Source organism: Dellaglioa sp. CoH-56-MRSF-11 (assembly GCF_056782135.1).
In genome coordinates this window covers 21,811-33,729 of the sequence record NZ_JBXAYE010000002.1, presented here as the reverse complement: position 1 = coordinate 33,729, position 11,919 = coordinate 21,811, and the positions used below count along the sequence as shown (strand labels likewise).

Sequence of the window (11,919 nt, the reverse complement as noted above, 5' to 3'; positions counted from 1 at the left end):
ATTTTATCCCTCTTTTATAATTGTATTATTAAATATTATTTTTTGTTTTGCTCCTATATAGTCAATTAAATCCAAGTCTGTCCTTTTAACTGTACCAATTTGGTTTACTTTTTTATCAATTGGTAAATTATTTTTCACTATCTGTATTTCTCCAGTATATCTCCCATATAACATATTATCTTGCGTTATAGTACCTCTCGTTCGAGCATCTTCATTATTTATTGGTTCAATAGTGAATTGATTTCTTATCCGACTTTCTTCTAACCTTACAACATCCCTAGCCACGTCAGCACGATTATGCCATGCTATATTATCAAGTTCATGCGAACTACTTTCAATATCTATTTCTATACTTTGATTAGTAAAATAGTTAACTATCTTACTAATTGTTCTTTGTGAAACTCGCGGATCACCGATATAAACGTCATCAGTATAATTATTCTCAATTAAATCTATCATTGCAGCCAATACATTGTAATTTCGATGTTTTTCTAATGTTGGTAATCCCTTTCCAATTGGCCCTCTAAATATTTTATCTCCTGCCACAAACGCCATCGTAGTAAATCCTGATTTTTTTAACCAATGATTCTTATTTTTTAACCATTCGTCATCTAATCCCGTATCTGGTCGAGGATAATAATTATGCCATGCTTCAATATTCTTAAAATTTGCATGATTATCAACTAGTTGCTTAATATCCAGCTCTGAAATCGTACTAGCATTTAATCCAATATCTATATTATTTGATAATTCAGCTATTTTTTCCATACTAATCCCATAATCAATTCTTAAACCAGTAATTCCAGCAGTTTTCAAATCAAATTCCAATAATTTTAAACTTTTTTCTGAAATATCAACCATTAATTTCAAGTTATTTTCAAGACATAAATTCCCCAAAGTTTTTAATTCATCAATAGTTTTTTTTCTATCTTCTTCAGGAATATGTAATGAAGTAAAAATACCCTTAAATCCTGATTTACGCATTACTTCAATATATTTTTTTGTATCATCGTCAATCTTATCACCTAAATAAATTGAAAAACCCAACATAATATCTCCTCCATTCATAAAAGAAAGCGTTATCATTAACTGGTTACATCATACCTTGAATGATATAAAATTACAATTAAATATATTTATTTTTTGTTTTTTTTGTTACTTTATATCTTAATTTAAAATAAAAAATCTTTCAAGAATACTTTATATAAAGTATTCTTGAAAGATTTTTTCACTGTTTTATTCAAATACAAATTGATTATTATAAAGTTCAGAATAGAATCCTTTTTGATCCAATAATTCTTGATGGTTACCTTGTTCAATAACCTTACCGTCCTTCAGAACAACAATTTTATCAGCATCTAATATTGTTTTCAAGCGATGTGCGATTACAAAACTAGTACGCCCTTGAATAACTGTATCCATTGCTTTTTGAATTTTAGCTTCTGTCACTGTATCAACATTAGAAGTCGCTTCATCCAAAATTAATAACGTAGGATTAGTTAAAATTGTTCTTGCGATACTAATTAATTGTTTTTGGCCAGTTGAAAACACAGAGTTTTCATCCGATACTGTCGTGTCATAGCCATTTTCTTGACTCATAATAAAATCATGAATATTAGCTTGCTTAGCGGCAGAAATCATATCTTCATCTGATGCTTCAGGTTTACCAAAGACAATATTATCACGAATTGTTCCTGAGAATAATACACTTTCTTGAAGAACTATCCCAACATGATCACGAAGACTTTGAAGTTCAAGATCCTTAACATTTACGCCATCAAATTCAACTGAACCACCTGTAACATCATAGAATCGATTCAATAAATTCATAATTGTTGTTTTACCTGAACCAGTTGGTCCGACTAAAGCTACCATTTCACCTTTATCAACATTAATTGATACATCATGTAAAATTTCTTTATTAGCATTATAACCAAAATTAACATTTCTTAACTTAACACCATTTGTTAGACCCGTTAATTTTTGCTTATCAGTTGAGTTGACCTCATCTGGTTCATCAAACATTTCATTCAGTCGACTAGCACCTGTAATAGCAAGTTGGAACATACTATACAATGAAGAAATTTGTGATATTGGTTGGTAAAATTGTTGTGAGTATTGAACAAACACGACAACTAGTCCTAAAGCCGTTGTACGGCCCATATCACCGTTCAGTGCTAACCAGCTACCAAAGAAGATAACAATGGCTGTATTAACCAACGAGAGGCCATTCATAACTGGGAAAAGCATCCCTGAATAGACTTGTCCTTTAAACGTTGCTTTACGAACATTTTCGTTATATGGCAAGAAACCATCAATAGCTTCTTTTTGAAGCCCGTTAGTAATTACAATTTTTTGACCACTAATTTTTTCATTAATATAGCCATTTAATTTTCCAACTTCTTTTTGTTGTATATCAACATACTTACGTGTTTTAGAAATTAAAATGACCGCAAGAAGTAACGCGATAGGCGTTGAAGCAATCGTAACCCAGGCAAGCTGAACATTCTGTTGAAACATCATAATGATAATCCCAATCATTAGAGCAATATTACTCATAATTTGTCCTAAGGCTTGATTCATTGCGTTCGAAATATTATCCAAATCACTTGTAAAACGACTTAAAATATCCCCATCTTTATGTGAATCAAAGAATCGAATTGTCATTTTTTGTAATTTTCCAAATAGCCCTTTTCGCATTCTATTTGTCGAGTTTCCTGTAATGAACGTGACAATAATATTTGAGAAAAACATTGCTACAATTGAAAAAATATAAAATAAGAATAACATCCACAATGAGCTAACAAAATTTCCTTTATCACTCACTCCTTTTGTTAAACCAATTACGTAGTCTGCCAATGCCGTAATTGCTTTTCCCATATACACAGGTGCTTTTACCTGGAAGTATGTCGATGCAATAATTGCAACAGTCATAACTGTAAAACCTAATTTATAGCTTTTCAAGTAGTGGAAGAAGAATGCCATCGATCTATTCATATCTTTCATTAGACAGTCTCCTTTCCTTTTTGAGTGTTATAAATTTCTTGATAAATTTGACTATTTTCAACGAGATCTTTATGTGTCCCCTCGCCAACTAATTTACCGTCATCCATAACAAAAATACGATCCGCATTAATCACAGATGAGATTTTTTCGGCAATAACAAATGTTGTTGTCTCTTTCAATTCATTATTTAATGCTTTTTGGACTAATTTTTCTGATTGAGCATCAAGTGCTGATGTTGAATCATCTAAAATTAAGATTTTAGGTTTACCAATAACACCACGCGTAATTGATAAACGTTGTTTTTGACCACCTGAGAAGTTAGCTGAACGTTCTTCAACCTCTGCATCATAACGTTCTGGTAATCGATTAATAAATTCTGATGCCTGAGCGATTTGACTGGCCATATCCATATCTTTCTCGTTGGCATCTTCTTTACCTTGACGTAAGTTGTCTGCGATTGTGCCAGAAAATAGGATAGCCTTTTGTAAAACAAATGCTACTGTTTTACGAAGCGATTTTTCATTAACATCCTTTAAATTCTCACCACCAACTTTGATCATTCCTTCTTGGGGATCAAATAATCGTGGAATCATTTGGGCTAAAGTTGATTTACCTGAACCAGTTGCACCAACAATTCCTATCATTTCTCCAGGTTTAACATCAAAACTAACATGTTTAAGTGTTGGTTTATCATCGCCTTCATATGAGAATGAGACATCTTCAAAACTAACAGATCCCGATAAATCTTCCTCTGGAACATCTTGGTAATAAATATCTGGTTCTTCATCTAAAATTTCGCGTAGTCGTTTAATTGAAACCATTGCACGAGCACTAAACGTCATCATCATTCCACCAATAATAATGGCAAACATGATTTGCATTAAATAATTAACAAACGAAGTAATAGCTGTAACTGTACTTGGATCTGCTTTAGCTAAATCACCTACAAAATAAATTGCGGCAACGACAGCCATATTTCCAATTAATGTAAATGCTGGAATTAAAACAGCAAATAGAGTTCCAACATAGATATTTTGTGCATTTAAATCATCTGAAACCTTATCGAAACGTTTTTCTTCATTTTTTTCTTGATTAAATGACTTAACAACACGCACACCCATCAAGTTTTCTTTGGCTAACTCATTTACTCGATCAATTAAGCCTTGCATTAACCCAAAATGGCGTCCCATGCGACCGAAAGTTAACATTGAAATACCTAACACGCAGACAATTAAAATAACAATAATCCACCATAAATCCGCAATTGTATTCATAGCTAAAATGAATGCACCGATAAATAAAATGGGCACTCGAATTAATGTCTGTAAAATTGTCATAATTAACGTTTGAATTTGGGTAATATCATTGGTTAAACGAACCACAATATTCCCTGCTTGGAATCGTTCAATATTACTGAAAGAAAATGTTTGAATCTTTCTAAAAGCAGTTTCACGAATATCTGCACTCATTGATTGTGCTACTTTTGCTGATAGAATTGTATTCACAACACCTGCCAACAATCCAATAACAGCAACTCCAATCAAGTACAAACCAAGTGTCGTGATTTTATCACCCTGGTCCTTTAAAATAGCATCAATTACTTTTTGTAACAATTTAGGTTGCCACAATGTTGAAATTGCCATGATAACCACCATGACGACTGCCCAAAAAATATCTACCCGATACTTTTTAGCATGTTTTAATAAAATATCCACTTTTTTCCCCCTCAATTCTGTCCAGTTCCATGTTTTTTTATACAAAAAAACTAATATCAGTTACTAAACTTAGCAAAAATAACGCTTAATTGCAATCATTTTGACTAATTATATTCTATTTAGTCAGTTAAAATTTACAAAAAAAAACCAAGATTAAATATCTTGGTTTCAATATAATTATCTTATTCATTTTTAAGCGGGCGACGAGAATCGAACTCGCGACATCAGCTTGGGAAGCTGGAATTTTACCACTAAACTACGCCCGCAGAACGTTGATTAGTATAGCATATTTCCGTACTTTTGTCATAACTAATTAAGCATGTTTATTTTCAGCCTTTTGTTCAAAATCTAAACGTCTCAAATTTTGTACAGCCTTCATATATGAATAAATCAGTACAATACATGACCCACCCCAGGCTAATGGATTTGCAAAACAAGCTCCTGCATACCCAAAAGCACCAGCTAAAAAGATAGCTGCAAATGATCTCATCAGTAATTCTACAACTCCAGCAACTGTTGGTACGATGCTTTGTCCCAGTCCCTGTAACGTGTATCTAATGACAAACAGTACTGACAAAAGTAAGTAAAATGACCCATTAATATTAAAATAAACCTGCGATAATGCAACAACTTTTGGTGCATTATTTCCAACAAACAGTGTAACTAATTGTTGTCCAAATAAAATAACTAAAAGACTTGCAACGATACTGAATGTTCCAGACATTAATAGACACTTTTTTACACCATCTAAAACACGACCATATTTTTTTGCGCCATAATTTTGGGCAGTAAAAGTTGCCATCCCAATTCCAAATGACATCATTGGTTGTGTTGATAATTGATCAATCTTAGACGCTGCCGTGGTACTGGCAACTGCTGTCGTTCCTAAACCGTTTAAAGCTGACTGTAGCATAATTGCACCAATCGCAATTATTGAAGCTTGAAAGGCCATTGGTAGAGCCACATAAAGGTGTTGGTTAACATCTTTCATCGTGATTTCTCTAAAATGGTGTCGACCAATATGTAAGACGGGAATTTTTCGATAAATGTAAATTAAACAGAATACAACGGAACATGATTGCGCAATAATAGTTGCAATACCAGCGCCAGCAACTCCCCAATGAAATACCAAAATAAATAATAATTCTAAACCAACATTAATAATGCTGGCAAAAATTAAAAAGTATAATGGCGTGCGACTATCCCCTAGCGCCCTAATAATATTAGATAAAATATTAAATGCCATTGAAGCAAATATTCCACCAAAAATGATACTAATAAAAGTTTGTGCATCATCAAATATTTCTGGTGGTGTCTTCATAAGTGTTAAAATATCTTTTACAAAAAACAAACTAACCGCTGTTAAAATTACCGTTGCAATTAGACTAATCAAAAGTCCCACTGCAAAGCTTTTTCTAACACCACGATAATCTTTTGCCCCAAATCGTTGTGCCGTAATAATAGATAAACCTGCAGTTAACCCTTGTGCAAATCCAATAATCAAAAATTGAATACTCCCGGTCGAACCAACTGCAGCTAGTGCATCCACGCCTAAAGTTTGTCCAACAATCAACGTATCAGAAATACTATATAATTGTTGAAATAAATTACCAACCAATAATGGTATAGTAAACATAAAAATTAATTTTGCTGGATTACCCGATGTTAACGATCGCAAATAAGACCCTTCTTTTCTTTATATTTATTTAATTCCTTTTTCATTCAATAATAAAATAAATGCTTTTTTAAAGTTAGCCCTATCCTGGTTTGAAAAGGCGCTTGGACCCTTCGTACGTTGACCTGATTTCCTTGCCATTGCACTTAAATATCTTGAATCCAACATACTATCGATATTGGTATCTGTATATTCAAATCCTTTATGATGCATCACAATCACACCTTTTGGTAATAAAAGAGAAGCTAGTCCGTAATCTTGTGTAATCACAACATCTGATTTTTCAGCTAACTTTACAATTCTATAATCTGCCGCATCTGGACCTTGATCAACATAGCTAACCGAAACATTTTCAGGATACTTTTTAGTTGAGAAATGTGGCGTACTTGTAATTAGCAACACACTGATATTCCGTAGTTCGGCTTCAGCTATAACTTCATTTTTCACAGGAGACGCATCCCCATCAATAATAATTTTCAAATTAACCACTCTCATTCCTAGTAAAAAAACTTCCAAGGAATAACCTCTTGAAAGTTTTATTTAGCTTCTGGTTTTAATAATGCATTAATTGCTGGAATTTGACCTAAGCTATCTATCGCATTACTTGGCATAACAACTGTATTTGCGTCACTCTTGGCCAATTCTTTAAAAGCCTCAATATTTTGGCTAACAAAATAACCATTACCAACTTTATTTAATGATAAATTAACTGCATCTATTCGGTATGCTTCAGCATCGGCCGTCTTTTTAACTGCTTCAGCCTTTGCTTGGGCTGAATTAACCCATGCATCATTATCAGCTTTATTTTTTAGTGCAACTGATTTACTGTAACCTTCTGCTTCAGCAACAGTAGCATCACGATTTCTAGCGGCTTTCAATAACTTATTCATTGAATCTTGAATTTCAACTGAAGGTTTTACTGTATCAATATTAATTCGATCAACATTTAATCCATAACCAGCTGTCACATTAGAAATTTCGCCAAACAAACCGCGATTAATTTCTTGCGTTCCATTCAAAACTTCATCTAACATTTTATTACCAATGATGCCACGCAAAGAGGCACGTGTATCTTGAATCATACTACGAACAGAGTCTTCATTTTTAAACACAAAATCTTGGATGTCAGTAACGTGATACTTCAATGAAATTTTAACTTCAATTTCAGCATTATCTTTTGTAATCACAACTTGTTTATCAAGATCTAAAGGTTGTTGTGCCGTACTAACACGAATTACTGAAGAAATAAATGGTTTAATAAAATGTAAGCCTGGAGCTAATGTTGTTTCATATTTTCCTAAAGTTATAACAACACCTTGATGCGGTTGTCTAATAATTCGGATAGTTGCTGGTAAAATCATGACCAATAATATAACAATAATAATAACGACTAAAAGTCCCAACATAATAATTTAACCACCTTTATATTTTTTTAACGTCTAACCCTTCAACATGTGTTTTAATGATTCGAACAACATCTCCACTTACTAATGTTTCATCACTAAAATAATGATAGTAGATACCAAAAAACTCGACCGTGCCATGAATATTTTTACTGTCAATTGTAAATTCCCGGTTAAGCAACCGCTCGTCAATAATTGATTTTCTATCCATATGAAAGCACCTCCATTTGTCATCTTTAAACGTATCTCATTTACGTCATAAAATCAATCAATTTCATTATCAAAAGTAAAATCATTTCGATCTAAAATAGTCACTTTTTCAATATGCTTTTCAATCTGTTTACTTTCAGGCGGTAATTGTAAATAATCACCATATAAACGGCTTAAAATTGCATCATATGCCCTTAAAATAGTTACCGTAAGGTTCTCAAAAGGAACTTGAATCACGGCTGCTAATTCCTTTTCTGATAGTAATTCTTTTTCATATGAGTATTGTGAAGCTAAATTTTTATATTCTGAAATGGTGTCATCTTGATTATAGGTTCTTACTAGTTCGTCTCTTTTTTCTTTATACTCTTTGGTTTTACGACTTTGATCAGGTTGTAATTTTCTAATCTTTGCGTTAATTTCAGTATCCATTAAACGATAATTGCTCAATAAAAGAATTTTCGCGTTAAGATATCGATATTTTGATTGTTGAATAGATCGTTCGACATCACCTGTTGGGACTTTATCAAAAGGAAAAATATCTACAAAAACACCTTTTCTAGCGTCATTAATATTTCTTTTCTCTTCAACATGAATAGATTCATCAAGTAGTTTTGCATATCCAAATGCATAGTTTGGATCACTTTGATCAGTTTGTAGAAAATAATAAGGCTGGCTAATCTCTTGGGGAGCGATTTGTAAGAATCGATCGTAGTCATCCCTTACCATTCCAATATCGACATCATCATCCCATGGAATAAACCCTTGATGTCTGACCGCACCTAATAAACTGCCACCAATCATAAAATACTTTATATTATTTTTTTGACAAATTTCAACGACTTCCCGGATTAAATCTAATTCTACCTTGTGTAATTCTTCAATTTTCATTTTTACCACCTTAAATCGTCTTATTCTTTCTTCAATTGTACCAAATTTAACTCTGAATACGAAAATTATTTAATTTTTATTAAGCTAATCCTTTTTCATTACTTTATTTCTTTGGCTCATGATATGCTTTAATTATTAAATAAAAGGGGTGCCTAAATGCAAGAAACCATAATTGACTTAATCGGCCAACATGGCTATCTAGGTGTTGCGTTACTGATCACCATTGAAAACATTTTCCCACCAATTCCTTCTGAAATCATTTTAACATTTGCAGGTTTTATGACGCTCTCAAGTTCTCTTACACCAATTGGTTTAATTATTTCTGCCACTATTGGGGCGACTATCGGGGCTTTAATCTTATATTCGATCGGTCGCTTTTTAAGTACAGAACGTTTAAATCAATTTTTCGCCAGTAAGTATGGTTCTTGGCTTGGTCTAAAACCTATCCATATTGAAAAAGCGACTGAATTTTTTGTAAAATATGAAAATCGTGCTATTTTCATAGGCCGTTTTGTTCCCATTGTTCGAAGTTTAATTTCTATTCCCGCTGGAATTACGAAATGTAAATTACGTTTTTTTATTCCATTAACCTTTTTTGGAACATTAATTTGGAATACTGTCCTCATTTATCTTGGGGCATTTGCTGGGAATGCTTGGGCGGAAGTTGCAGCAACAGTTGATATTTTTGCTACAGTAGTTGGTATCATCTTATTAATCGTTTCGTTCTTCGGAATCTACAAACTAATTAATTTAAATAGGAACAAAAAAAACGATTAAATTCAATTATGAATTTAATCGTTTTTTACTACTTTTATTTCTCAAAAAGTAGGATTAATCTTCCGCAACATCGATAGCTTCTAATAGAATATTCAGTTCAGAACATTCTCTTTCAAGCGATTTTTCCTCTTGGAAAAAGCTATCTCGAATTGATGATTGTTGTCTGTTTCCAATGTTACTTCTAAGATCAGCAAGTTTTTGCATCGCTGCTTGATACTCACTCATAATATCAAGTTTACACCTACTCATTAAGTTACGCCTCCGAATGATGACAACAACTTGTTGTCAGTAATAATAATTTATAATGTCTAATTTAACACTTTTTTAATAACTTGTTAACCCTTTAAATATTACCGTTATGTTACAAAATAAAAAAGACATCACAATGTGATATCCCTCTTATTTTAAGCTACTATTTTAAATGGTTATTTTTACATTAATGATTGAACATCGCGTGCAATAACTAATTCTTCATCAGTAGGTATCGCAAAAATCTTAACGGCAGACTCTGGCGTGCTAAGCATAACCTGTTCACCCATTTTTTCGTTATTTTCAGCATCAAAGCCAACACCTAAATATGCTAAATGTTCAATAACGCGACGACGTACAATCCGATCATTCTCACCAAGACCAGCAGTGAAAATAATACCATCAACCCCTTGCATTTCTGCAATGTATTGACCAATATATTTAATAATATTTTGAACATAGATTTTAACAGCTAAATCAGCACGAGGATTTTTTCCTAATTGAGCTTTAACATCACGCATATCAGGAGAAATCCCTGAAATACCAACTAGCCCAGATTCACGATTCAAAATATTAATCATTTCATCTATATCAGTAATTTTTAATTGTCTCATCATGTAAGCAACTAACGATACATCTACATCACCTGAACGTGTTGCCATGGTAATTCCAGCAAGTGGTGTAAAGCCCATTGATGTATCAATTGATTTACCACCAACTGTAGCTGTAATTGATGCTCCTGCACCTAAATGTAATGTAATTAATTTTAACTCTTTAGGGTCTTTATCAATTAGTTTTTCGGCTTCTGAGACGACATAACGAACGCTTGTCCCATGAGCACCATAACGTCTTGCGGCATATTTTTCATACCATTCATAAGGTACACTGTACATGTAACTTTCTTCTGGCATCGTCTGATGGAAGGCTGTATCAAATACAGCGACACTTACTGCATCTGGTAAGATTTCTTCAAATGCCTGGATACCTAAAAGATTAGCTGGATTATGTAATGGTGCTAATTCAGATAATTCATTAATTTTTGCAATTGTATCGGCATTTACTAATGTTGATTTTTTGAAATATTCACCACCAGCAACAACGCGATGTCCAACACCGGAAATTTCATTAAAATCAGCAATAATATCCAATTGAAGCAATAATTTAAGTAATAACTGTACACCTACTGAATGATTGTCGATATCTAATACATCTTCATATTTTTTTCCGTTACCATATTTAATCGTTAAAATTGAGTCTTTAAGTCCAATTCTTTCAATCAATCCTTTAGCAATAACAGTTTCCTCTGGCATGCTAAATAATTGGAATTTTAAACTTGAACTACCTGCGTTAATTGCAATAATTTTTGTCATATTCTTCCTCCAATAATGATTTCATTTGGTATTAATTTAATCCTTAAAAAACAATTATTTTTTTAAGTAGTATATTAAACTAATATACTACTTATAGAAAACGCATACAACACTTTCAAGCAAAAAATGGTACACAGAATTTTATTTTCTGTCTACCATTATTTTTTGCCCGAATTCTTTCATTAAACTAAGCAGTAGAACTGCCTTATCTTCACCTAAAACATTTACCCAAGTATCAAACCGTTTCTTAATTGACTCAGTCACAACTCGTTCTACTTTTGCACCCTGATCAGACAAGCGTAGGTTTATTCTTCTTCTATCAACTGTGTCTTGTTCTTGATAGATGTATCTTAATTGTTTTAGTACGTTTAATTGGCGTGCAATTGCACTCCTTGAAACATTTCTTTTTTTAGCGATATCAACCATGCTTATATCTTCAGTGCTATGGATATCTTTTAAAATCAAGAATTGTTCAAAAGATAAATTAAACTCACTAGTAGGTTGTGAAATGAATCCTTCCACATTCTTAAAAGTTCCTAAATACATACTAATATAGTCATCCATTAACTTAGTTGTTGTCATTGCTAATTCTCCTCTGCATGTTCTACCTACAGTTAAATTTAGCA

12 protein-coding genes and 1 tRNA gene are annotated in these 11,919 nt (G+C 32.6%); 1 reads left to right on the top strand and 12 read right to left on the bottom strand.

Going from position 1 to position 11,919, the window contains the following annotated elements; genetic code table 11:
- Nucleotides 1-3 precede the first annotated feature (3 nt).
- The 9 genes from AC1RPT_RS02055 to AC1RPT_RS02015 form a co-directional block, all read right to left on the bottom strand.
- Entirely contained in the window at nt 4-1,050 is a 1,047-nt protein-coding gene (locus AC1RPT_RS02055) for a MupG family TIM beta-alpha barrel fold protein (protein WP_481761176.1), read from the bottom strand.
- A 186-nt stretch (nt 1,051-1,236) separates the two neighbouring features.
- Nucleotides 1,237-3,006, bottom strand: coding sequence for an ABC transporter ATP-binding protein (locus AC1RPT_RS02050; RefSeq protein ID WP_481761175.1), 1,770 nt, complete (start codon nt 3,004-3,006; stop codon nt 1,237-1,239).
- Nucleotides 3,006-4,661, bottom strand: a complete 1,656-nt coding sequence (locus AC1RPT_RS02045) for an ABC transporter ATP-binding protein (protein ID WP_481761400.1) — start codon at nt 4,659-4,661, stop codon at nt 3,006-3,008. The genes AC1RPT_RS02050 and AC1RPT_RS02045 overlap by 1 nt, the downstream gene beginning before the upstream one ends.
- 255 nt (nt 4,662-4,916) lie before the next feature.
- Nucleotides 4,917-4,987, bottom strand: a tRNA-Gly gene (locus tag AC1RPT_RS02040).
- Between the two features lie 47 nt (nt 4,988-5,034).
- The gene (locus tag AC1RPT_RS02035; protein WP_481761174.1) at nt 5,035-6,399 is read right to left on the bottom strand and encodes an MATE family efflux transporter; all 1,365 of its coding nucleotides are present in this window, start codon (nt 6,397-6,399) and stop codon (nt 5,035-5,037) included.
- A 24-nt stretch (nt 6,400-6,423) separates the two neighbouring features.
- Nucleotides 6,424-6,876, bottom strand: coding sequence for a YaiI/YqxD family protein (locus tag AC1RPT_RS02030; protein ID WP_409022804.1), 453 nt, complete (start codon nt 6,874-6,876; stop codon nt 6,424-6,426).
- A 56-nt stretch (nt 6,877-6,932) separates the two neighbouring features.
- Nucleotides 6,933-7,802, bottom strand: a complete 870-nt coding sequence (locus AC1RPT_RS02025) for an SPFH domain-containing protein (protein ID WP_481761173.1) — start codon at nt 7,800-7,802, stop codon at nt 6,933-6,935.
- A gap of 16 nt (nt 7,803-7,818) precedes the next feature.
- On the bottom strand, nt 7,819-8,010 hold the full coding sequence (locus AC1RPT_RS02020; protein ID WP_481761172.1) for a hypothetical protein: 192 nt from the start codon (nt 8,008-8,010) through the stop codon (nt 7,819-7,821).
- 53 nt (nt 8,011-8,063) lie between these two features.
- Complete coding sequence (locus AC1RPT_RS02015; RefSeq protein ID WP_481761171.1) at nt 8,064-8,897, bottom strand: LicD family protein; 834 nt, start codon at nt 8,895-8,897, stop codon at nt 8,064-8,066.
- 156 nt (nt 8,898-9,053) lie between these two features.
- On the opposite strand from AC1RPT_RS02015, the gene AC1RPT_RS02010 reads away from it, so the two are divergent.
- Nucleotides 9,054-9,674 carry a DedA family protein gene (locus tag AC1RPT_RS02010; RefSeq protein WP_481761170.1) on the top strand — a complete coding sequence of 207 codons (621 nt, stop codon included), beginning with the start codon at nt 9,054-9,056 and terminating at the stop codon, nt 9,672-9,674.
- A gap of 54 nt (nt 9,675-9,728) precedes the next feature.
- Here AC1RPT_RS02010 and AC1RPT_RS02005 read toward each other — a convergent pair whose 3' ends face one another.
- The 3 genes from AC1RPT_RS02005 to AC1RPT_RS01995 form a co-directional block, all read right to left on the bottom strand.
- The gene (locus tag AC1RPT_RS02005) at nt 9,729-9,923 is read right to left on the bottom strand and encodes a hypothetical protein (RefSeq protein WP_057973343.1); all 195 of its coding nucleotides are present in this window, start codon (nt 9,921-9,923) and stop codon (nt 9,729-9,731) included.
- A 182-nt stretch (nt 9,924-10,105) separates the two neighbouring features.
- The gene (locus AC1RPT_RS02000; RefSeq protein ID WP_481761169.1) at nt 10,106-11,293 is read right to left on the bottom strand and encodes an acetate/propionate family kinase; all 1,188 of its coding nucleotides are present in this window, start codon (nt 11,291-11,293) and stop codon (nt 10,106-10,108) included.
- Nucleotides 11,294-11,434: 141 nt separating this feature from the next.
- Complete coding sequence (locus AC1RPT_RS01995; RefSeq protein ID WP_409022730.1) at nt 11,435-11,875, bottom strand: MarR family transcriptional regulator; 441 nt, start codon at nt 11,873-11,875, stop codon at nt 11,435-11,437.
- Nucleotides 11,876-11,919: the final 44 nt, after the last annotated feature.

Coding starts and splice junctions, on each gene's coding strand:
- AC1RPT_RS01995 (WP_409022730.1), bottom strand. CDS start 11,875: ATGACAACAACTAAGTTAATGGATGACTATATTAGTATGTATTTAGGA.
- AC1RPT_RS02010 (WP_481761170.1), top strand. CDS start 9,054: ATGCAAGAAACCATAATTGACTTAATCGGCCAACATGGCTATCTAGGT.
- AC1RPT_RS02055 (WP_481761176.1), bottom strand. CDS start 1,050: ATGTTGGGTTTTTCAATTTATTTAGGTGATAAGATTGACGATGATACA.
- AC1RPT_RS02050 (WP_481761175.1), bottom strand. CDS start 3,006: ATGAAAGATATGAATAGATCGATGGCATTCTTCTTCCACTACTTGAAA.
- AC1RPT_RS02020 (WP_481761172.1), bottom strand. CDS start 8,010: ATGGATAGAAAATCAATTATTGACGAGCGGTTGCTTAACCGGGAATTT.
- AC1RPT_RS02045 (WP_481761400.1), bottom strand. CDS start 4,661: ATGGTGGTTATCATGGCAATTTCAACATTGTGGCAACCTAAATTGTTA.
- AC1RPT_RS02025 (WP_481761173.1), bottom strand. CDS start 7,802: ATGTTGGGACTTTTAGTCGTTATTATTATTGTTATATTATTGGTCATG.
- AC1RPT_RS02000 (WP_481761169.1), bottom strand. CDS start 11,293: ATGACAAAAATTATTGCAATTAACGCAGGTAGTTCAAGTTTAAAATTC.
- AC1RPT_RS02005 (WP_057973343.1), bottom strand. CDS start 9,923: ATGAGTAGGTGTAAACTTGATATTATGAGTGAGTATCAAGCAGCGATG.
- AC1RPT_RS02015 (WP_481761171.1), bottom strand. CDS start 8,897: ATGAAAATTGAAGAATTACACAAGGTAGAATTAGATTTAATCCGGGAA.